Here is a 20965-nt window from a genome sequence, read left to right as displayed (position 1 = left end):
GCTTTCCTCCGGGCGCTTCCCTTCGGTCTTGCGTTTCCGACTCTATCAGACCGTTTCCGTATCCGATTTCCTCGGCGCTTTCCAGGTTTCCGCTTCCGCGTTTCCCTTTCCGGCGAGTCCGACTCTATCAGATCCTTTCGGGCCCGATTTCCTCGGTGCTTTCAAGTTCCGCGCTTTCGCACTTTCCTTTTCAGCGGCTCCGACTTTATCAGAAGGTTTGGGCCGGATTTACCGGCGGCCATTTCTGAATCATCAGGAGGGGGGCTTCTTCGCGTCGACTTGATCGACTGCTTGGAGAAGCTCGCAGACTCTAACCGCTGCCACCGGACGTGTCCAGTTCTAGGCAACTGTTCGAATCTACCTCCCCGAGCGACCCGTGTCAACGGGACCCCTGGGGCGAAGAGGAGACTAGCAGGTCAGCGGGCGCGTACGCACATCAGGCGGCGGTGGGAAGAGAAGCGCTGCGCTCGTCGGCGGCGACGTCGCCGGTGTCGCCCGAGCGGACCGCCCGGCCGCCGACGACGTAGACGTACAGGAGAAACGCCAGTTCAGCCGCGATTCCGATGCCGATGCGGGCCCAGGTGGGGAGGCCGGAGGGAGTCACGAAGCCCTCGATAGCGCCCGAGATGAAGAGGATGAGCGCCAGACCGACGGCCATTCCCAGGGCGGCGCGCCCCTCTTCCGCGAGAGCCGCGCGGCGGGATCGCGGTCCCGGATCGATGACGGTCCAGCCGAGGCGCAGACCGGTGCCGGCGGCGACGAACACCGCGGTCAGTTCCAGCAGGCCGTGCGGAAGGATCAGTCCCAGGAAGGTGTCGAGGCGGCCGGCCGACGACATGAGGCCGATGCCGACCCCGACGTTGAGCATGTTCTGGAAGAGGATCCACAGCACGGGGAGCCCCAGGAAGATGCCGAGGACCAGGCACATGGCCGCGGCCTGGGCGTTGTTCGTCCAGACCTGGGCGGCGAAGGACGCGGCGGGGTGGCTGGAGTAGTAGGTCTCGTACTCGCCGCCGGGGCGGGTGAGGTCACGGAGCTGGCTGGGCGCGGCGATCGAGGCCTGTACCTCGGGGTGCGTGCCGATCCACCAGCCCAGGAGGGCCGCTATGGCCGTGGACAGGAGTGCCGTGGGCACCCACCAGTGGCGGGAGCGGTAGACCGCCGCCGGGAAACCGCGGGTCAGGAAGCGGGTGACATCGCGCCAGGAGGCTCGGCGGGCGCCGGTGACGGCACTACGCGCGCGTGCCACGAGTTGGCTGAGCCGGCCGGTGAGCTGGGGGTCGGGGGCGCTGGACTGGATCAGTGAGAGGTGTGTGGCGGTGCGCTGGTAGAGAGTGACGAGTTCGTCGGCCTCGGCTCCGTTGAGGCGGCGCTGACGGCGCAGGAGGGCGTCGAGTCTGTCCCACTCGGCTCGGTGGGCGGAGACGAAGACGTCGAGGTCCATCGGTTTGCCTGCTCCTCGGCTGCTCGTCGGCGGCTCTTGGTGGATGTCAGCTTGTCTTACTGCGGCGCGATGTGCCCTCAGCTTGGCAGACTGGCGGTTCTCGGGGCAGGTCAGGGGAAGGGCGGCACGTGTGAGTGAGCTGGTGACGGGCGAGGCGGTGGCGCTGGAACTGCGCCCCGCGAAGCTGCCGAGTCGGGCGCTGGCCGTCGTACTCGACCTCGCCGCGGCGATGGCGGTCTACATCGCGGTGACGATCGGTCTGGTCGCCGCGACCGCCGCGCTGGACGACGCGGCGCAGGTCGCCCTGTCGATCGCGAGCTTCCTGCTCGTGCTGGTCGGCGCGCCGATCGCGGTGGAGACGCTGAGCCATGGCCGGTCGCTGGGGAAGCTGGCGTGCGGTCTGCGGGTGGTGCGGGACGACGGCGGGCCGATCCGGTTCCGGCACGCGCTGGTGCGCGGGGCGGTCGGTGTCGTCGAGATCCTGATGACGTTCGGCATCGTCGCGTGCGTCGCCTCGCTGGTGTCGGAGCGCGGCCGGCGGCTCGGGGACGTGTTCGCCGGGACGCTGGTCGTGCGGGAGCGGATCCCGGTGGGGCGTATGCCGCGTGTGCCTCCGCCGCCGCCCTGGCTCGCGGGGCGCTTCGCCGAGCTGGACCTGTCCGCCGTACCGGACGGGCTGTGGCTCGCGATCCGCCAGTACCTGACTCGGATGGGGCAGTTGGACCCGCGGGTGGGCGGGGCGATGGCGGAACGGCTCGCGACGGATCTGGCCGCGCGGACGGGGACGCCTCCGCCGCAGGGTGTGCCGGCGGGCGCGTTCCTGGCGGCCGTGGTGCAGGAGCGGCAGTCCCGCGAGGCCCGACGGACGTTCGGCGCCATGGCCGGCCCCGGCGCCGGCCCCGGAATGCCCCAGCAGGGTCCCGTCCCGGGCGGATACCCGGCGGCTCAGGGGTACGTGCAACGTCCCGACGGCTATCCGCGGCAGCCGGGGCTCGGCGGCTATCCCCCGCCGAGTGGTCAAGGCGGCTACCCCTCGGGGTTGGGATACGGCAGCTATCCGCAGCCCACGGGCCAAGGCTCCTATCCCCCGGCGACCGGTCACGGCGGCTACCCCTCGCCCAGCGGGCCCGGCGGGTTCCCGCCGCCGGCCGGTCCGCACCCCGCCAATCCGCGCCCCGCCGGTCCGCGCCCCGCGGATTCGCAGCCCGCCCCGGAGCAAGGAGACGGGGCCGGTTCAGCGGAGCCGGGCGAGACTGCGCGTCAGGACGGGCGGCGTGGGCGGCCCGGGACCGGGTTCGCGCCGCCTGCCTGAACCGGCCCCTGAACTGCCGTCAGGCGAACACCGACGGCGGTGATTCGAGGTCCTCCAGCTCGATGCCAGGCGCCGCGAGCACGACGTCTCCCGCGATGTGGACGGCGTGCTGCTCCCCCGTGTCCAGGGCTGTGACCTGGTATTCGTCCACGGTCAGGGGGCCGTTGTCAGTGCTGTGTGTTTCGCTTGCGATCAAGGCCCAGGACTGGTCGAGGGTGCGCGGGGCGAGGACCGGGCCGGTGAAGGAGACGAGGCGGACGCGGGTCGCCGCGGGGGCGGCGGAGGGGGTGAGGCGAAGGAGACGGGCGGTGGCGACGAGGAACGCGGGAGAGGTGCCGGTGAAGGCGTGTGCGGCCACGTTGCCTTCGGTCGCCTCGGTGCCCGCGGGGTCGGTGCGCACCCAGGTCACGCCGTCGATGGCGGCGCCGCGCACCTGCCAGTTCGCGGAGTGGAGTTCGAGCCGGATGGGCCGGCCGAGTTCGTCGATGGCGAGGTCGACGGAGCCGGTGACGGTGGTTTCCCGGGGGGTGCCGTCGGGGCCCGTCGTGGAGGGGGTGGTGAGTTGGGCGACGTAGCGCCAGCCGGAGGGGCCGGGCGCGCAGTGGAAGTGTTCTTCACCGAGGGGGGTGTGGTCGTGCGGATCATGGAGCGAATATCGGCCGCGGGGCATGGGCGTTCAGGTCCTCATCGGGGACAGGCCCCCGCCGGGAGGGCGAGGGCCTGCTGACATCCGGACGCCGAGCGGTGGTACCGCTGCTCGGCGGGCGTGCTCAGTAGCGGTAGTGGTCCGACTTGTACGGGCCCTCGACCTCGACGCCGATGTACGCGGCCTGCTCGGGGCGGAGCGTCGTGAGCTTCACGCCGAGCGCGTCCAGGTGGAGACGGGCGACCTTCTCGTCGAGGTGCTTGGGCAGCACGTAGACGTCGGTCGGGTACTCCTCGGGCTTGGTGAACAGCTCGATCTGGGCCAGGGTCTGGTCCGCGAACGAGTTGGACATCACGAAGGACGGGTGTCCGGTCGCGTTGCCCAGGTTCAGCAGGCGGCCCTCCGACAGCACGATGATGACCTTGCCGTCGGGGAACTTCCAGGTGTGGACCTGCGGCTTGACCTCGTCCTTGACGATCCCGGGGATCTGGGCGAGGCCGGCCATGTCGATCTCGTTGTCGAAGTGGCCGATGTTGCCGACGATCGCCTGGTGCTTCATCTTGGCCATGTCCGCGGCCATGATGATGTCCTTGTTGCCCGTCGTGGTGACGAAGATGTCCGCCTTGTCGACGACCTCGTCGAGGGTCGTGACCTGGTAGCCGTCCATCGCCGCCTGGAGGGCGCAGATCGGGTCGATCTCGGTGATGATCACGCGGGCGCCCTGGCCGCGCAGGGACTCCGCGCAGCCCTTGCCCACGTCGCCGTAGCCGCAGACGACGGCGGTCTTGCCGCCGATGAGGGTGTCGGTGGCGCGGTTGATGCCGTCGATCAGGGAGTGGCGGCAGCCGTACTTGTTGTCGAACTTCGACTTGGTGACGGCGTCGTTCACGTTGATCGCCGGGAACAGCAGGGTGCCGTCGCGGTGCATCTCGTACAGGCGGTGGACGCCGGTGGTGGTCTCCTCGGTCACGCCGCGGATCTCCGAGGCGAGCTGGGTCCACTTCTGGGAGCCGTCGCTGATGGTGCGGTTGAGCAGTTCGAGGATGACGCGGTGCTCGTCGTTCTCGGCGGTGTCGACGGAGGGGACCTTGCCCTCCTTCTCGTACTTGACGCCGTTGTGGACGAGGAGGGTGGCGTCGCCGCCGTCGTCCAGGATCATGTTCGGGCCGCCGGTGGGGGTGTTCGGCCAGGTCAGCGCCTGCTCCGTGCACCACCAGTACTCCTCCAGGGTCTCGCCCTTCCAGGCGAAGACCGGGACGCCCTGGGGGTTGTCCGGCGTGCCGTTCGGGCCGACCGCGATGGCGGCGGCCGCGTGGTCCTGGGTGGAGAAGATGTTGCAGGAGGCCCAGCGGACCTCGGCGCCGAGGGCGACGAGGGTCTCGATGAGGACGGCGGTCTGGACCGTCATGTGCAGGGAGCCGGTGACGCGGGCGCCCGCGAGGGGCTGCGCCTCGGCGTACTCCTTGCGGATCGACATCAGGCCGGGCATCTCGTGCTCGGCGAGGGTGATCTCCTTGCGGCCGAAGTCGGCCAGGGAGAGATCGGCGACCTTGAAGTCCTGTCGGTTGTCGACAGTGGTCATGAAGAGCTGCTCCTCGTAGTCGGGGCGAGGTGGATACGGCTGTTCTGCGCGGCGGCGGGCGCGACGCGTGCCCGGCCGGGGCACGGACGTGCCCTGGCGGGACACAGGAGTGCCCGGTGCGCGCAGCGCAGTCCGTCGGAGGCCCTCTCTCCCTCGGCCGGTCCGCGGTGGGACCGCCCGACCGCCATCAGCAGCGACGTCTGGCTCAGTTCCCCAAGCTACACCGGTGAGGGCGCCCGTCCCCAGTCCACCTCCGCCGGGGACGGCGTTCGGAGCGGGATGCCCGGGTGTCCTGCGGGGGGCGGGCGGAGGGCTGAGGTGTCCGGGGTCCGGGCGCCGGACCTGGGGGTTCGGTGATGTTCGGGGATGTTCGGCGTCTTCGATCCTGGGCAGGGGTCCGCACGATGCCAGCGCATCGGAAACATGTCAGCGGTTTCGCGGGCGCCGGGAAGGCGTGCCGTGGAGCCAGGCGTCCAGGGCGCCGCAGGCGTTAGGAGATCGACGTGACCAGTCCGGCCGGCCCTCCCCCCACGGGCGACGGCGGTGGCGAGCGGCAGCGGGTGAGGCTGCTGGCGGTGACCGCGTGCCCGACCGGCATCGCGCACACCTATATGGCGGCCGAGAAGCTCGCGCAGGCGGCGGAGCGTCTCGGGATCGACATGAAGGTGGAGACCCAGGGATCCATCGGGGCCGAGAACGTCCTCGATGACAACGATGTCAGATCCGCCGACGGGATCATCGTCGCGGCGGACAAGGATGTGGACCTCGGCAGGTTCGCGGGCAAGCGGGTGGTCACCGTCGGGGTGGCGGAGGGAATCCATCACCCCGAGCGACTGATCGAACAGGTCCGGTCGGCGCCCGTGCACGACCCGGACGGCACCGCGCCGACGGCCGGGACGAGCGGGGGCGGTGGCGGCGGTCGCGGGGGCGGCGGGGGCAAGGAGCGGAGTCTGCCGTACAAGGCGCTGATGAACGGGGTCAGCTACATGATCCCGTTCGTCGTGGTCGGCGGGCTGCTGATCGCGATATCGCTGTCGCTCGGCGGGCACACGGACCCGTCCGGTGGGCTGGTCATCCCGAAGGACTCCTTCTGGATGGACGTCAACAACATCGGTGTCATCGGCTTCACGCTGATGGTGCCGGTCCTGTCCGGCTACATCGCCTACGCGATCGGCGACCGGCCCGCGCTCGTGCCCGGCATGATCGGCGGGTGGATCGCCAACACCGGGGCGCTGTACGACTCCAAGTCGGGTGCCGGGTTCATCGGGGCGATCGTGACCGGCTTCCTCGCGGGGTATCTGGTCCTGTGGATCAAGAAGGTCAAGGTCCCGAGGTTCGCGCAGCCGATCATGCCGATCATCGTCATCCCCATCGTCGCGACGACGGCGCTCGGTCTGTTCTTCGTCTACGTCATCGGAAAGCCGATCTCGTGGGTCTTCGAGCATCTGACCCACTGGCTGAGCGGGATGACCGGGACCAGCGCGGTGCTGCTCGGCGCGATCCTGGGGCTGATGATCGCCTTCGACATGGGCGGCCCGGTCAACAAGACGGCCTTCCTCTTCGGCTCCGGCCTCATCGCGACCGGCAACCAGACCGTCATGGGCATGTGCGCCGCCGCCATTCCCGTGATGCCGCTCGGCCAGGGCGTGGCCACGCTCATCCGCAAGCGTCTCTACTCCGAGCAGGAGCGGGAGACCGGGCTGGCCTCCCTGTTCATGGGCTGCTTCGGCATCTCCGAGGGCGCCATCCCGTTCGCGGCGCAGCGGCCCGCGCAGGTCATTCCCGCGAACATGCTCGGCGGCGCGGTGGCCGGCGCGGTCGCGGGACTCGCCGGGGTGAGCGACGCGGTTCCGCACGGCGGGCCGATCGTGGCGGTGCTGGGTGCGGTGGGCGGGGTCCCGATGTTCTTCGTGGCCGTCGCCATCGGTACGGCGGTGACCGCGCTGACGACTGTCGCGCTGGTCGACATCAGTGAGCGCGGGCGGCGCGGCGAGGTGCTGATCCCGTCGGCGCGGGGGCCTGAGCCGGCGCTCGCGGGGGCGGGTGCGGGGGCGGTCGCCGGGGGCGGCGGGGGTACGGCGACGGTGGGCGGCGGCTCTCCGCGTGCCGGGGAGACGGGTGGCGGTTCGTCGCGTGCCGAGGCCACGGGCGCCGGTGAGGCGGGCGAGGGGCCGGGGCCGGGTTCCGGTTCCACGGTCACCGGTGTCGCGGACGAGGCCGAGGTCCTGTCCGGGTATCTCACCGAGGACAGCGTCCGGGTGCGGCTCGCGGCGACGGACAAGGAGTCCGCGATCCGGGAGATGGCCGGGCTGCTCGCGGCGACCGGCAGGGTCCGGGACGTCGATGAGCTGGTGCGGGCGGCGTTGCGGCGGGAGGAGCAGGGCACGACCGGGCTCGGCGAGGAGATCGCGATCCCGCACGCCAAGACGGACGCGGTGAGCGCCCCGGTCGTCGGGTTCGCGCGGTCCGAGGAAGGTGTCGAGTGGGGCGCGCCGGACGGGACCAGGGCCCGGCTGGTGTTCATGATCTCCGTGCCGGAGGCCGCGGCGGGCGACGAGCACCTGCGGATTCTGGCCCTGCTGTCCCGCAGGCTGATGGACCCGGCGTTCCGGGAGCGGCTGACGGAGGCGGCGGACGAGCGGGCCGTCCTCGGCGTGCTGAGCGAGATCGAGTAGCCGGCGGTACCGCTGCTGCCACCGGCGGTCCGTGGCCGTGGCCGGGGCTGTGGCCGGGTACGGCATCGGGGCCCGCCTGGGTAACAGGCGGGCCCCGACGTCGTACGGGCGGAAAAGCCGTGGCCCAGGTCGGTCACCGGCTCAGCTCCCCCAGCCCCCGGGGTCGGTGCCCCGCAGGCCCATCACCGGCCCAGGTCGGTTACCGGCTCGCGTCCACCAGTACCCGAGGTCGGTCACCGGGTCGCGTCCGCAGGTGACCGACGTCGGTCACCGACCAGGGACCTGTCGCCGGACGCGTCGGTCAGTGGTCGGACGGGGCCTGGGACGGGCCGCCGGGGGTGGCGGCGCGGTCAGGGCCCTTCGCGGCTTCCGCCTCGCTGTAGATGTCCGGCTCCAGGTAGATCACCCGGGCGATCGGGACGGCGGCGCGGATGCGGGCCTCGGCGGCGTTGATCGCGGAGGCGACCTCGGTGGCCGTGTCGTCGTGCTCGACGGCGATCTTCGCGGCGACGAGGAGTTCCTCGGGGCCGAGGTGGAGCGTGCGCATGTGGATGATGCGCGTGACCGTGTCGCCGTCGACGATCGCGGCCTCGATCTTGGCGGTGTTCTCCGGGCCCGCCGCCTCGCCGAGCAGCAGCGACTTGGTCTCGGCGGCGAGGACGAGCGCGATCAGGATGAGCAGGACGCCGATGCAGACCGTGCCGATGCCGTCCCAGGTGCCGTCGCCGGTGAGCAGGGCGATGCCGACGCCGCCGAGGGCGAGGACCAGGCCGATGAGCGCGCCGAAGTCCTCCAGGAGGACGACGGGCAGCTCGGGGGCCTTGGCGCGGCGGATGAACTCGGCCCAGGAGTGCGTGCCGCGGAGCTGGTTGGACTCCTTGATCGCCGTACGGAAGGAGAAGCCCTCGGCGAGGATCGCGAAGACGAGGACGCCGACCGGCCAGTACCAGTGCTCGATCTCGTGCGGGTGCCTGATCTTCTCGTAGCCCTCGTAGACGGCGAACATGCCGCCGACCGAGAAGAGGACGATCGAGACGAGGAAGGCGTAGATATACCGCTCGCGGCCGTAGCCGAAGGGGTGCTGCGGGGTCGCCTCGCGCTGCGCCTTCTTGCCGCCGATCAGCAGGAGCGCCTGGTTGCCGGAGTCGGCGAGCGAGTGGACGCCCTCGGCCAGCATCGAGGAGGAGCCGCTGAACGCGAAGGCCACGAACTTCGATACCGCGATGGCGAGGTTGGCGCCGAGTGCCGCCACGATCGCCTTGGTGCCGCCTGAAGCGCTCATCTGCTCCTGCTGTCCCTTCGTACGCTGTCCGGACCCCGTCCGGACTCCGTGCGTACCCTCGTACCCCGGTCCGGGCTTTGCCCGCCTTTTGCGGTGGGTCATTCTTGCAGCCGGGACCGACAGCGGCGCCTCAGGTCCGCGCTGTCGTCCCGTCAGGCCACCACTGTCGCACGGAAGATCGTGCCGGAACCGGACACTTCGGCCTTTTCGCCGGCCGGTACGAAGACCGAGTGGCCGGGGGTGAGGCCGATGCCGTCGGCGCGCACGGAGCCCGCCGTGCAGAGCAGGATCTGCGGGGTCTCGCGGGTGAGGTCGCGGGGGGCGGCGCCCTCGGCGAGGGTGTGGCGGGAGAGGCGGAACTCGTCGATGGGGGTCGCGTAGACCTCCTCGCCGTCGGCCGACGCCTCGGGGCGCAGCACGCCGGGGTCGCTCGCCTCGAAGCGGACGACGCGCAGGAGTTCGGGGACGTCGACGTGCTTGGGGGTCAGGCCGCAGCGCAGGACGTTGTCGCTGTTGGCCATGATCTCGACGCCGAGGCCGTTCAGGTAGGCGTGCGGGATGCCCGCGCCGAGGAACAGGGCCTCGCCGGGCTGGAGCCGGACGTGGTTGAGGAGCATCGCGGCGATGACGCCGGGGTCGCCCGGGTAGTGGCGGGCGAGGCCGGCGTAGGGGGCGTGGTCGCCGCCGAGGCGGGCGCAGGCGGCGGCGGTCTCGGTGACCGTGCGGGCCATGTCGTCGGGGTCGGCGCTCAGGACGGCGGTGAGGACCTCGCGCAGGGCGGCCTCCTCGGGCTGCGCGCGCAGCAGGTCGACGTAGGGCTTGAGGGCGTCGACGTCGAGGGCGGCGAGGAAGTCGGCGGCCTGCGCGGGGGCGCGGAAGCCGCACAGGCCGTCGAACTCGGTGAGGGCGCAGATCAGTTCGGGCTTGTGGTTGGCGTCCTTGTAGTTGCGGTGCGGGGCGTCGATGGGGACGCCGCGGCTCTCCTCGTCGGCGTAGCCCTCGCGGGCCTGTTCGAGGTCGGGGTGGACCTGGAGGGAGAGGGGGGCGCCGGCGGCGAGGATCTTGAGGAGGAACGGCAGGCGGGGGCCGAACTTGGCGACGGCGGCGCGGCCGAGTTCCTTCTCCGGGTCCTCGGCGACGACCTCGTCGAGCGGACCGCGCTCGGTGCGCGAGGGTGCGCCCGGGTGGGCGCCCATCCACATCTCCGCCTGCGGTTCGCCGGTCCGCTCCACGCCGAGCAGGCGCGGGATGGCGGTGGTGGAACCCCAGGCGTAGGGGCGGACGGTGTTGTCGAGGCGGTCCATCGGTGTCTTCTTCTCCATACGTGCGCGGCGGGGGCGCGTGGTCGGGCCCCCGCCCTAGGTCAGGCCCCCGAGGCGAGCGCCAGGTAAACGGCGGCGAAATCCGTGGTGGCGATCAGTTCGGCGAGGGTCTCCAGTTCGCCGCCCTCCTCGGGTTCGAGTTCGCTGATCGCGGTGTCGTGGGCAAGGGCGAGTTCGCGGGCGGCGGGGGCGGCGCTGATCCCGCCGATCGGACGGTCGCGGAGCAGCACCACGCGCGCGTGCAGGGCCTGTGCCTCCTCGACGCGGTCGCGGAAGAAGTCGTCGGGGTCCGCGCCCGCCGCGAGGGAGCCGGCGAGCAGCACGCTGTGCGCGGCGAGGGCCTCGGGGAGTTCGGCGGTCAGCGCGGGGCGGCCGGCGAGTTCGGCGAGGGCGGCGGTGAAACGGCGGCCCGCCGGTCCCGCCGAGGTGCCCTCCGTCCAGATCACCGGGAGCGCCTCGGCCAGTTCGGCGGCGAGGGTCTTGGCGGGGTTGCTGTACGCGGCGATCGCGGGCCCGCAGCGCTCGGCGACGCGGTCGAGCCGGTCGGCGACCTTCTGCAGGGCCTCCGGCGGGGCGGCGACCAGGCCGGTGCGGTCCAGGAGCGCGAGCAGCGGGGTGAGCAGGGCCCACAGGACGCCGGGCGCGGAGGCCGCGATGGGGGCCTCCGGTTCGTACGGGGCGGTCGCCATCGGTACGAAGAGGCCGTGGACGCCGGTCACCCAGCCGGCCAGCGGGGAGCCGGCGGGGGCCACGGCGGCGACGGTGCTGCCGCGCCGGTAGGCCTGCTCGATCAGCAGGTCGAGGCCGGGTTCGCTGCCGTCGGGGGTGGCGATCAGCAGGAGGTCGACGGGGCCGGCCCAGCCGGGCAGTTCCCAGCGCAGGGCGCCCGCGGCGGGGGCGACGCCCTGGGGGGTGACCCGGGTGACGGGGCAGCTGGCTCCGGCGAGGGTGCCGAGGAGTTCGGCGACGCCGGTGGCGGCCATGCCGGGGCCGGCGATCAGCAGGGCGCGCGGGCGGCCGTCCGGCTTCAGGTCGGCGATCCCGGCCTCGGCGGCGAGCCGGACGGCGGTGCGTACCCGGGCGCCGGCCTCGGCGGCGCCGCGCAGCAGGGTCCGCCGGTCGGCCCGGGCGAGCGCGTCGGGGTCGTCGAGCAGCGATTCGTCGAGCATGGGGTCGGGAGCCTCCGATCGCCGGGGCGGCACTTGCGCGCCGGTCCGGCGGTGTCGCGTGCACGGGGTCGCTCGCGCGAGGTGCCGAGCGGCGGTGAGTCGAGCGGCGGTGAGTCGAGCCGGCGACCGGCCGACGGCCCGGCGGGCGACCGGCGTGCCTCGTGTGGGTGACGGGCGCGCTGTCGCGGGCGGTCGTCGCCGGTCGTCGTCGCCGGCCGGTGGGGCGGTTGCCGCGCCACCGGCCCGGTGGTGCGGGCGGGGACGGCGGGCGGTCCCGCGACCGCCACCGGGGGCGGCGGCCGTACCGGTCAGGCGGGGAGCCAGCCGTACCGGTCAGGCGGGGCGGCGGGCCTCGTCGACCAGGAGGACGGGGATGCCGTCGCGGACGGGGTAGGCGAGCCCGCAGTCCGCACCCGTGCAGATCAGCTCGGTCTCCTGCTCCTTGAGCGGGGCATGGCAGGCCGGGCAGGCGAGGATCTCCAGGAGGCCGGCTTCGAGCGGCATGGGGTGTCCTTCCGAAACAGTGGATGCGGCCTGGTCAGGGTACCGCTGCGGGAAGCCCGACGCGGGGCCCGCTCCGATGGACGCGGGAGGGCGTACCCCGCCCGCCCCGGGCCCGTGCGGTACGTACCTCGTGTCCACCGGCACGTGGGGCCCGTACCGGGCGGGACGGGACGGCACGGCTCGGTCGACGCGAGGCCGGGTGCCGCGCCGCCGAAGGCCTGGCAGCGGTGCGATACCCGGCCGGGCACCGGCGTGTGGGCGGCCGCTCGCGGGCCGTCGGGGCCGGGTCTTGCCGTCCGTCGGGGCCGGGTCTTGCCGCCGTCGGGGCCGGGTCTTGCCGCCGTCGGGGCCGGGTCTTGCCGCCGTCGGGGCCGGGTCTTGTGGCCGTCGGGGCCGGGGCAGAGGCGTGGACCCCGGTGGTGCGGGGCCGCCGGGGGTCGTGTTCTGCGCGGGGTGGCCGGCCCGCGTCCGGTCCCGCCCCGCCACGCCCCGCCACGCCCCGCCTGCGGGTCAACCCCGGATGATGGCCAGGACCTCGTCGCGGAGCTTCGTCATCGTCGCTTCGTCGCGGGCCTCCGCGTTGAGGCGGAGGAGGGGTTCGGTATTGGAGGGGCGGACGTTGAACCAGCCGTCCTCGGTGGTGACCGTCAGGCCGTCGAGTTCGTCGATGGTGACGCCCTCGCGGCCCTCGTAGGCGGCGCGGACGGCGGCGAGGCGGGCGGCCTGGTCGGCGACGGTGGAGTTGATCTCGCCGGAGCCCGCGTAGCGGTCGTACTCGGCGACGAGCCCGGAGAGCGGGCCGTCCTGTCCGCCGAGCGCGGCGAGGACGTGGAGGGCGGCCAGCATGCCCGTGTCGGCGTTCCAGAAGTCGCGGAAGTAGTAGTGGGCGGAGTGCTCGCCCCCGAAGATCGCGCCGGAGGCGGCCATCTCGGCCTTGATGAAGGAGTGGCCGACGCGGGTGCGGACCGGGGTTCCGCCGTGCTCGCGGACGACCTCGGGGACCGACCAGGAGGTGATGAGGTTGTGGATGACCGTGCCCCCGCCGTGCTTGGCGAGTTCCCGCGCGGCCACCAGCGCGGTGATCGCGGACGGCGACACCGGCTCACCCCGCTCGTCCACGACGAAACAGCGGTCGGCGTCCCCGTCGAAGGCGATGCCGAGGTCGGCGCCCTCCTCGCGGACCCGCTTCTGGAGGTCCACCAGGTTCGCCGGGTCGAGCGGGTTGGCCTCGTGGTTGGGGAAGGTGCCGTCCAGCTCGAAGTACATCGGCACGAGGTCCAGCGGCAGCCCGGCGAAGACGGTCGGGACGGTGTGTCCGCCCATGCCGTTGCCCGCGTCGACCACGACCTTCAGGGGGCGGATGGAGGTGAGGTCGACCAGCGAGCGGAGGTAGGCCGCGTAGTCCTCCAACGTGTCACGGCTCGTGATCGTGCCGGGTGTGGCGTCCGAGGCCGGGGCACCGGAGTCGAGCCAGGTCTCGGCCAGCCGGCGGATCTCCGCCAGGCCGGTGTCCTGGCCGACGGGGGCCGCGCCCGCCCGGCACATCTTGATGCCGTTGTACCGCGCCGGGTTGTGCGAGGCCGTGAACATGGCACCGGGCAGGGTGAGCGCGCCCGACGCGTAGTAGAGCTGGTCCGTCGAGCACAGGCCGATCTCGGTGACGTCGGCGCCACGGGCCGCCGCTCCGCGCGCGAAGGCCCGGGACAGTCCGGGCGAGGAGGGCCGCATGTCGTGCCCGGTCACGATGGCGTCCGCGCCGGTCACCTGGACGAAGGCGGCACCGAACAGCTCGGCCAGCGGCTCGTCCCACTGGTCCGGGACCACCCCGCGCACGTCGTACGCCTTCACGAGCTGCGACAGATCAGCAGTCACGGCCAACCCTCCAGAAGTCCACTTCGGTCGGCCCAAACTACCCTTCCGGGACGGCGGGAAGAGGGAGCGAGCCGCAGTGGAGCACATCCGTGACCTGCGGAACCCGCCCATCGGTGACCTGCCGAACCCGCCCATCGGTGACCTGCGCGACCCTCCCTTCCCGCCCGGCCGGGGGAAGCGTCCGCCCCGGAACGGGTGCGCACGGGGGCGGGCCGCTCGTCGGAGGTCGGCCCGAACTGGCCCACACCGGCGGCCAGTACAGCGCTCAGTACAGCGGCCGGTACGGCAGCCGGCAGGGCAGCCGGTACGGCCGCCAGGGCGGAGAGGGGCGGGACAGCGGCGAGGGGGGCGGGCCTCAACTCGTAGGCGGTCGGGCGCCGTTCCTCCCGTACCCACATCCACGCGTGGCCGTGCACACCCGCCCGTCCCGCGACACCCGTCACACGGCGGGGGCGCCCGAGTCCGCGGGCCGGCCCGGGACTTGGGCAAGGGTCGGGCGGGAAGGCGTGCTCAGTTGTCCGGTGAGCGCAGGACACGGAGGTGGCCGCGGCGGGCGACCTCCATCGGGTCGGCCGAGCGGGCGCCGCCGCCACCGGCCTCGGCCGCGCGCTGCTGCGGGCGGGCCGCCTCCCGGACCGCGTTCGCCAGCGCCTCCAGGTCGTCGCCGCTGGGGCGGGCGGGACCGCTGGAGTCGGCGAGCCGGACGACCTCCCAGCCGCGCGGCGCGGTGAGGCGCTCGGAGTGCTCGGCGCACAGGTCGTAGCAGTGGGGTTCGGCGTAGGTGGCGAGGGGGCCGAGGACCGCGGTCGAGTCGGCGTAGACGTACGTCAGCGTCGCGACGGCGGGACGGCCGCAAGCGGTGCGCGAACAGCGACGTACAGGGCTCACGACGTTGGACGGTACCGCACTCTTGAGCGGGCCGCGACGACTCGCCCCCAGGTCACCCCACCGTGTCGTCATGTGAGACCGCCCACACCCTTTTTCGATCATCACCCCCTGACCTGGGGGGACATCGCCACCGGCACCACCGAACAGCCCTGATTCCGGTCACCACTTGGTGCAAACCACGTCAATTGCCATGTGAATGACGGTCCGGGAAGGATACGGAATCGAGCCCAACCTTGGCCGGAATGGTCATCGGACGACATCCGGAACAGGGACCGGATCACCGGGCGCCCGCCGGGCCCTTGAACGACGGGCGCAGCGTGGGGCCGGGCGGCCGGGGCGGGCGGGGACTACTCTTCGTCAGTGATGGACAACCCCGTACCGCCCCCCGCCCCAGCGGCCGGCCCCCGCCGCCGTGACCGCCATGGCCGTGGCATGCGCGGCCCCGTGGCGCCGCCCCAGGTGCCGCTCGCGGCGAGTCGCGCCGACGTGTTCGCGGACCTGGTGCAGGACTCCGTGGAGCGGCTGGAGCGGCGCTGGCCGCAGCTCGCCGACATCGACTTCCTGGTTCTCGAAGTACCTCGTCTGGAGGGCTCGGGCGAGGGGTGGAGCGACGAGGCGGTACCCCTGGGGGGCACGATCGCGGCCCGCGAGGGGCGTCCCGCGCGCGTGGTCGTCTACCGCCGCCCGGTCGAGATCCGTACCAAGGGCCGCGACGAGCGCGCCGCCCTGGTGCACGAGATCGTCGTGGAACAGGTCGCGGAGCTGCTGGGGCTCACCCCGGAGACGGTCGACCCCCGGTACGGCGAGGACTGAGCGGGGCCTTTGGGGCCCCGCCTCACTTCCCCAGCAGCACCGACAGATCCTGGTCCGCGCGGGGGACCGAGACCGTGCCCCGGTCGTCCGGGAGGGTCTGGATGGTGAACGCGGGCACGCCCTCCTGGTTCGCGGACAGCATCCGGGAGGCGTAGACCGGGCCTCCGGAGACCGGCTCGACGGTGAGGGCGTACGTGCCCTTGAGGCCGCTCGGGACCGGCGCCTCGACGTTCTGCGTGGTGCCGCCCTTGATCGTGAACGTCTTGGACACCGGTGAGCCGCCGCCGCTGCCCGCCGAGGCGGTGACCTTGACCGTGGCGTCCTTGCCCGGCGCGGTGACCGCCAGGGTGGAGCCCTTGGCGCTGTTGTCGGCCGCCGTCGCGCGCGTGCCGACCGGGGCGGTGGCCGGGATGAACGCGGACTCCCGCCGGTCGCCCTTGCCGCGCACCACTCTGAGGGCGGCGACGACCGGGACGGAGGAGTCGCTCGGCGTGAGCACCAGGGAGCCCGGCTCGCCGCGGGTGACGTCCCCGAGGTCGACGGCGGAGGTCATGCCGGCCTTCACGTGGAGGGTCTCGTTGCCCGCCGGGGTGATCAGGCCGGTGGGCGAGGCCAGGCGGACCTTGAGGTCGGCGTCCGTGTCGCCGGGCGCGAAGGCGACCAGGCGCACCGAGGTGGCGTCCTTGGGGATGCCCGGCAGGACGAGGCTGCCCGCGGGGTCGGCGGAGGCGGCCAGCCAGTCGCCGCCGGTCTTGTCGTCCAGCGCCTGGACGGCGGCGCCCACGCGGCCGCTGCGGACCGTCACGTGCACGGTGAGGTCGGCCTGCGGGGCGCCGGTCAGGGTGTTCAGCAGGATCGGCTCGGCGGCGTGCGGCTGGACCGTGATCCCGTCGGCCACTGTGGACTTGAGGGTGCCGTCCTTGCCGTAGAGGTCGATGTCGACGACGGCCGCCGAGTCGTCCGGGTTGGTCAAGTGCACATAGTCCGTGCGGTCGTCGGCGGTGCTGGCGCCGGGGAACCAGAACTCGGTGTCCGGAGCGGTGCAGTTGGTGCCGAGCAGGCCGCGGCCGGTGCCGGCGGCGACGTCCGTGGTCTGCTGAACGGTCCAGCCGGGCGCGAACTCGCCCTCGGCGGTGCCGACGAGCGCGGACGTCTGGGAGCCCGAGGCCTCGCCGGTCGCGGGCTTGCCGGGCTCCTTGGGCCGCACGACGGGCTTGGCCGCCTTGCCGCCGCCCTTCTTGCCGCCCGAGCCGCCGGCCGACTCCTCGGTGGCCGGGGCCAGTTCGGCCTTGCCGCGGTCGCCCGCGCCCTGGGCGACGGGGGTGAACGAGGTGTACGCGGTGTCGGCGATGTCGGAGGTGCTCGGCTGCGGGCAGAGCAGACTGGTGCGCTCCACGGGCAGCCGCGCGGCCGTGTGCGCGGTGTCCGCGCCGGAGGCGTCCGTCCCGCGCAGCGTGGCGAACCCGGTGACGGCGGTGAGCGCGGTCACGCCGGCGATCAGGGACAGGGTGGTGCGGTTCACTGCTGGCTCCCGTCGGGGCGCTCGCTGTCGGTGCCGTGCTGCGAGGGCGGCGCGGGGTCGTAGGCCTGGTCGTAGCCCTGCTCACCCGTGCCGTAGCCCTGGCCTTGGGCGTCGTAGGGCATGCCGTTCGCGTCGTAGCCCTGGCCGTACGCGGGGTCGTAGGGCGCCGTGCCGCCGTACGCGTACGGGTCGTACTGGCCGCCCTGGTAGGGGTCCGCCTGGTACGGCTGCTGGTAGCCGCCCGTCGCGTACTCCCCGGTGCCTTCGTACTGCTCGCCGCCGTAGGTGGTGTACTCGGCGCCCGCGTGGCTCGGGGTGTCCCACTCGTCGTGGGTCTGCTGGTGCGGGACGGCGCCGGCCGGGATCTCCTCGTCGGGGGCGGGCCTGCCCTCGGCGTCCTCCTCCGGTCCCTCGGCCTCCGCCTCGGCTTCCGCCTGGGCGCGCAGGCGGCGGGCGCGGCGGCCGTCTCCCGCGGCGTCCTGGGCGGGCACGGTCCGCTCCTCGGGCAGGTCGTCGTCCACGTCCCGGCGGCGGCCGGGCAGGGCGAGGACCACGAGGACGAGCGCGAGGGCGCCCTGGATCCACAGCCAGGCGGTGTGGGTCAGCGGGGCGTCGAAGGTGACGTCCAGCCGGCCGCCCTGGGCGGGCAGTTCGAAGCCCTGCGCCCAGCCGTCGACCGTGGTGCGGGTGAGGGGCTTGCCGTCCAGGGTGGCGGTCCAGCCCGGGTCGGCGCTGTCGGCGAGCCGCAGGACGCGGCCCTCGGCGCCGGTCGGAATGGTGGTGTGCAGCTCGACCGGTCCGGCGGCGATGGACTGCGGCTCGCCGGACTCGGGCACGATCGCGGCCCGTGAGACCTGCCGGTTGACCCGCCACAGGGCGCTGCCGTCCTGCTGGCTGAGCCGGGTCAGGCCGGGGGTGGCGTCCAGGACGCGGCTCACCTCGCGGGGCGCGCCCTTGCGGACCAGGACGTAGCGCACGGCGAAGCCGCCGAGTTCGTCGGCCTGGTCGGCGCCGGAGCCCGCGATCAGGTTGGCGACGACCTTGTCGAGCTTCTTGTTCTCGCCGCCGGCCGTGGCGAGTTCGGCGTCGCCGAGGCGGGCGCCGGAGCCGCGGACCAGCATGTAGCCGACCTGGGCGGCGGAGCGGCTGTCGAGGACGAGGGTGCGGGCCTGGTCGCGGGTGCCGCTCTCCTCGGCGACGAACGCGGGCACCTGCACAGGGTCTCGGCGCTCCACGGGTCCGTCGGCGCCCCGGATGATCCAGCCGGCGGCGATGAGCAGCGGGCCCGCGGCGCAGGCGAAGGCGATGAGCGCGGCGACCGGCTGGCGCCAGCCGAAGCTCTGCTCGGCCACCCGCGCGCGGGCGCCGTCGGCTCCGACGGCCGCGGCGGCGAGCAGCGCGAGCCCGTAGACGAGGGTGGCGGGGCCGGCCCAGGCGGAGCTGTTCGACAGGACCGCGAAGACGAGGGCCACCACGGCGACGATCCAGGCGACCCTGATCCCGCCCTGGCGCTCGGTGCGCAGCAGGGCGGCGAGCGCGGCGAGTACGACACCGAAGAGCATCAGGCCGCTGACGGTGCCCGGGCCGCCGGGGCTCGCGCCGAGCAGGTCGAACGCGGAGGCGGCGCTCGCCCCGTACTCCAGGCCGGCTTCCTTGAAGAAGCCGAACGGCAGCAGCGTGAGCGACCAGGGGGCGAGGACCAGCAGCGGGGTGCCGAGCTGGGCGAGGAAACGCGGCCCGTAGGCGGCCAGTTCCCTGCGGCGCACGGCGAGCAGGGCGAGGCCGAGGACGAGCGCGATGGGCCAGACGATCGGGGTGAACGCGGTGGTGAACGTCAGCAGCAGGGCGTAGGCCCAGGTGGCGCGCCAACTGCCGCGCGCTCCCGAGGAGTACGCGAGACCGGCGGCGGCGATGCCCGCGCGCGCCATGAGGGGCAGCAGGATCGCGAGGACGGCCGTGCCGATGCGGCCGCCGGCCAGCGCGCCGGTGGCGGCGGGCAGGAAGGCGTAGGCGACGGAGGCCCAGGCGCGCAGCAGGCGGGACTCGACCAAGGGGCGCGAGGCGAAGTAGGCGGCGAAGCCGGCCAGCGGCACGGAGGCCACCAGGAGCACGGTGACCGCGAGTCCGGTGGAGCCGAGGAGGGCGGAGGCCAGCAGGGCGACGAGCGCGAGGTAGGGCGGGGCGGCCTGGGTGTCGCCGGCGCCGACCGGATGCCAGCCGTCGAGATAGCGGGACCACAGCGCGGAGGCGTCGGACGGGGCGGGCAGCAGCGCGCCGCCGGAGAGGGCGCCGCCGCCGAGCAGTTCGCGGCAGGCGAGCAGCGAGACGAACAGCAGGACCAGGAAGAGCATCGGGCCGGGGTTGCGCGCGATGCGCTTGAGCCGGGCGAACTGCTCGATCTCCAGGAACTCGGCGTCGTCACCGCCGGGTCCGGACTCGACGGCGCCGCCGTGCCGGCCCGCTCCGGTGGCCGGTTCGGCGTCGGAGCGGCTCACCAGGCTGCCGGCGACCTGCTCGATGGTGGCCCGCACGGTCGCGCCGGGGGGAGGGAACAGCGGGCGCAGTTCGCCCTTGTCGACCTGGGGGGTGCCGCGCCTGCGCCGCCCGGCGATGACGCGCTCTGGGCGCAGCAGGGTGCCGAGCAGGCCGCGGATCTCGTCGACGGCCTGGCCGGGGACCTTGCCCACGAGGTAGGCGACGGTGCGCAGCAGGGTGCCGAGGACCAGGCGGATCAGGATCCAGGGGAGCTGGGTGGTGCGGGCGTTGACCAGGAGGGTGTAGACGGCGCCCGCCTTGTCGACCTTGTGCGGGGACGCGGAGGTGCGGCCCACGCAGTCGACGGTGCGGCGCTCGCGGGAGGCGGCCTCGGCGTGCCGGACGACCGCTTCCGGGGCGACGAGGACGCGGTGTCCCGCGGCCTGGGCGCGCCAGCACAGGTCGACGTCGTCACGCATCAGGGGCAGCCGGCGGTCGAAGCCGCCGAGTTCCTCGAAGACGTCGCGGCGGATGAGCATGCCGGCGGTGGAGACGGAGAGGACGGGGTGGACGTGGTCGTGCTGTCCCTGGTCCTGCTCGCGGCGGTCCAGGCCGGTCCAGCGGCGGCCGGAGTTGGCGATGGTGACGCCGACTTCGAGGAGCTGGCGCCGGTCGTACCAGCCGCGGAGCTTGGGGCCGACGATCGCGACCTCGTGGCCCAGCTCGCGCTCGCTCTCCACGACGCGCAGCAGGTGGGCGAGGGCGTCGGGCTCGGGGGCGCTGTCGTCGTGCAGCAGCCAGAGCCACTGCTCGGGTTCGCCGTACGGAAGCTCGGGCAGGTCGTAGGCGTCGTCGCGCCAGCTGCGGGTGACGGGGTCCCAGCCGCTCGGCCGCTTCAGGTAGGGCAGGTCGTCCGGGGTCAGCACACCGGCGGTGCGCGACGCCTCCTCGACGGCCTGGCCGAATCCGGTGCGGCGGGCGAGGTGCAGGACGTGGTCGGCGCCGAGCGCGTCGGTGAGCAGGAGTGCGGAGTCGTCCGCGCTGCCGGTGTCGGCCGCCACCGCGTTCTGCACGGGGCGCTCCTGGCCGAGCAGCCCGGCGAGCGCCTCGGGCAGCCAGCGGGCGCCGTCGTGGGAGACGAGCACCGCGGTCACCACGTGGCGCGGGAACTCAGGGGCGGCAGCGGCGTCGTGACGGGCTGCCGAATGGCTGTGCACGGACATCGAGGTACGGGCCCCGGTTCGATGGACTGCGGTGGACGTCTGTGTCCGGCGGGGACAGCGGGACGTCTCGGACGAGGGCCCACACTAACGGCTGGGCAGGACGACGGCCCGCCGCCTGTGGATAACCCACCTGCGACGGGCCGTTCGTTACGTGAGCGTGTGTGCCGATTGGTCGGCGGCGCCCCCGCGCGCGTACGGCTGTTTTCCGTACGCTGTTGCGTGCGACTGTTTTCGGA

General features: G+C 73.2%; 15 protein-coding genes. 4 read left to right on the top strand and 11 right to left on the bottom strand.

Annotated features, from left to right (window positions below):
• A partial coding sequence (locus AB0912_RS25980) for a hypothetical protein (RefSeq protein WP_366703755.1) occupies positions 1 to 283 on the top strand: 283 nt, incomplete at its 5' end.
• 153 nt (positions 284 to 436) lie between these two features.
• Here AB0912_RS25980 and AB0912_RS25975 read toward each other — a convergent pair.
• Positions 437 to 1444 carry a stage II sporulation protein M gene (locus AB0912_RS25975; RefSeq protein ID WP_366703753.1) on the bottom strand — a complete coding sequence of 336 codons (1008 nt, stop codon included), beginning with the start codon at positions 1442 to 1444 and terminating at the stop codon, positions 437 to 439.
• Positions 1445 to 1574: 130 nt separating this feature from the next.
• Here AB0912_RS25975 and AB0912_RS25970 point away from each other — a divergent pair, with 130 nt between their 5' ends.
• Positions 1575 to 2756 carry an RDD family protein gene (locus AB0912_RS25970; protein WP_366703751.1) on the top strand — a complete coding sequence of 394 codons (1182 nt, stop codon included), beginning with the start codon at positions 1575 to 1577 and terminating at the stop codon, positions 2754 to 2756.
• A 19-nt stretch (positions 2757 to 2775) separates the two neighbouring features.
• Here AB0912_RS25970 and AB0912_RS25965 read toward each other — a convergent pair whose 3' ends face one another.
• On the bottom strand, positions 2776 to 3426 hold the full coding sequence (locus tag AB0912_RS25965; RefSeq protein WP_366703749.1) for a hypothetical protein: 651 nt from the start codon (positions 3424 to 3426) through the stop codon (positions 2776 to 2778).
• Positions 3427 to 3526: 100 nt separating this feature from the next.
• Positions 3527 to 4984, bottom strand: a complete 1458-nt coding sequence (gene ahcY / locus AB0912_RS25960) for an adenosylhomocysteinase (protein WP_366703747.1) — start codon at positions 4982 to 4984, stop codon at positions 3527 to 3529.
• A 503-nt stretch (positions 4985 to 5487) separates the two neighbouring features.
• Between ahcY and AB0912_RS25955 the strand changes: the two genes are divergently transcribed.
• Complete coding sequence (locus AB0912_RS25955) at positions 5488 to 7659, top strand: fructose-specific PTS transporter subunit EIIC (RefSeq protein WP_366703745.1); 2172 nt, start codon at positions 5488 to 5490, stop codon at positions 7657 to 7659.
• Positions 7660 to 7960: 301 nt separating this feature from the next.
• Here AB0912_RS25955 and AB0912_RS25950 read toward each other — a convergent pair whose 3' ends face one another.
• The 6 genes from AB0912_RS25950 to AB0912_RS25925 form a co-directional block, all read right to left on the bottom strand.
• The gene (locus AB0912_RS25950; RefSeq protein WP_366703743.1) at positions 7961 to 8941 is read right to left on the bottom strand and encodes a cation diffusion facilitator family transporter; all 981 of its coding nucleotides are present in this window, start codon (positions 8939 to 8941) and stop codon (positions 7961 to 7963) included.
• A gap of 152 nt (positions 8942 to 9093) precedes the next feature.
• Complete coding sequence (gene manA / locus AB0912_RS25945; RefSeq protein ID WP_366703741.1) at positions 9094 to 10245, bottom strand: mannose-6-phosphate isomerase, class I; 1152 nt, start codon at positions 10243 to 10245, stop codon at positions 9094 to 9096.
• Between the two features lie 59 nt (positions 10246 to 10304).
• Positions 10305 to 11432: an SIS domain-containing protein gene (locus tag AB0912_RS25940; RefSeq protein ID WP_366703739.1), complete on the bottom strand. Its 1128-nt coding sequence runs from the start codon at positions 11430 to 11432 to the stop codon at positions 10305 to 10307.
• A 333-nt stretch (positions 11433 to 11765) separates the two neighbouring features.
• Entirely contained in the window at positions 11766 to 11936 is a 171-nt protein-coding gene (locus AB0912_RS25935) for a Trm112 family protein (RefSeq protein ID WP_078943765.1), read from the bottom strand.
• A 510-nt stretch (positions 11937 to 12446) separates the two neighbouring features.
• The gene (locus AB0912_RS25930; RefSeq protein WP_366703737.1) at positions 12447 to 13808 is read right to left on the bottom strand and encodes a phosphomannomutase/phosphoglucomutase; all 1362 of its coding nucleotides are present in this window, start codon (positions 13806 to 13808) and stop codon (positions 12447 to 12449) included.
• A 510-nt stretch (positions 13809 to 14318) separates the two neighbouring features.
• Positions 14319 to 14768: a DUF3499 domain-containing protein gene (locus AB0912_RS25925; RefSeq protein ID WP_366703735.1), complete on the bottom strand. Its 450-nt coding sequence runs from the start codon at positions 14766 to 14768 to the stop codon at positions 14319 to 14321.
• Between the two features lie 291 nt (positions 14769 to 15059).
• On the opposite strand from AB0912_RS25925, the gene AB0912_RS25920 reads away from it, so the two are divergent.
• Positions 15060 to 15509: a metallopeptidase family protein gene (locus AB0912_RS25920; RefSeq protein ID WP_366703763.1), complete on the top strand. Its 450-nt coding sequence runs from the start codon at positions 15060 to 15062 to the stop codon at positions 15507 to 15509.
• Positions 15510 to 15531: 22 nt separating this feature from the next.
• Here AB0912_RS25920 and AB0912_RS25915 read toward each other — a convergent pair whose 3' ends face one another.
• Together AB0912_RS25915 and AB0912_RS25910 are read right to left on the bottom strand one after the other, a co-directional pair.
• A complete protein-coding gene (locus AB0912_RS25915; protein ID WP_366703733.1) occupies positions 15532 to 17031 on the bottom strand; it encodes a DUF5719 family protein in 1500 nt (499 codons plus the stop codon).
• The gene (locus AB0912_RS25910; RefSeq protein ID WP_366703731.1) at positions 17028 to 20729 is read right to left on the bottom strand and encodes a glycosyltransferase; all 3702 of its coding nucleotides are present in this window, start codon (positions 20727 to 20729) and stop codon (positions 17028 to 17030) included. The genes AB0912_RS25915 and AB0912_RS25910 overlap by 4 nt, the downstream gene beginning before the upstream one ends.
• Positions 20730 to 20965: the final 236 nt, after the last annotated feature.

It is taken from the genome of Streptomyces sp. NPDC007084, assembly GCF_040703595.1.
Taxonomy (GTDB): domain Bacteria; phylum Actinomycetota; class Actinomycetes; order Streptomycetales; family Streptomycetaceae; genus Streptomyces.
This window is presented reverse-complemented; position numbering and strand designations above follow the sequence as displayed.

Excerpts from the sequence above, each read along its gene's own strand:
- AB0912_RS25975 (WP_366703753.1), bottom strand. The coding sequence starts at position 1,444 with ATGGACCTCGACGTCTTCGTCTCCGCCCACCGAGCCGAGTGGGACAGA.
- AB0912_RS25965 (WP_366703749.1), bottom strand. The coding sequence starts at position 3,426 with ATGCCCCGCGGCCGATATTCGCTCCATGATCCGCACGACCACACCCCC.
- ahcY (WP_366703747.1), bottom strand. The coding sequence starts at position 4,984 with ATGACCACTGTCGACAACCGACAGGACTTCAAGGTCGCCGATCTCTCC.
- AB0912_RS25950 (WP_366703743.1), bottom strand. The coding sequence starts at position 8,941 with ATGAGCGCTTCAGGCGGCACCAAGGCGATCGTGGCGGCACTCGGCGCC.
- manA (WP_366703741.1), bottom strand. The coding sequence starts at position 10,245 with ATGGACCGCCTCGACAACACCGTCCGCCCCTACGCCTGGGGTTCCACC.
- AB0912_RS25940 (WP_366703739.1), bottom strand. The coding sequence starts at position 11,432 with ATGCTCGACGAATCGCTGCTCGACGACCCCGACGCGCTCGCCCGGGCC.
- AB0912_RS25935 (WP_078943765.1), bottom strand. The coding sequence starts at position 11,936 with ATGCCGCTCGAAGCCGGCCTCCTGGAGATCCTCGCCTGCCCGGCCTGC.
- AB0912_RS25925 (WP_366703735.1), bottom strand. The coding sequence starts at position 14,768 with ATGACGACACGGTGGGGTGACCTGGGGGCGAGTCGTCGCGGCCCGCTC.
- AB0912_RS25920 (WP_366703763.1), top strand. The coding sequence starts at position 15,060 with ATGGACAACCCCGTACCGCCCCCCGCCCCAGCGGCCGGCCCCCGCCGC.
- AB0912_RS25910 (WP_366703731.1), bottom strand. The coding sequence starts at position 20,729 with ATGTCCGTGCACAGCCATTCGGCAGCCCGTCACGACGCCGCTGCCGCC.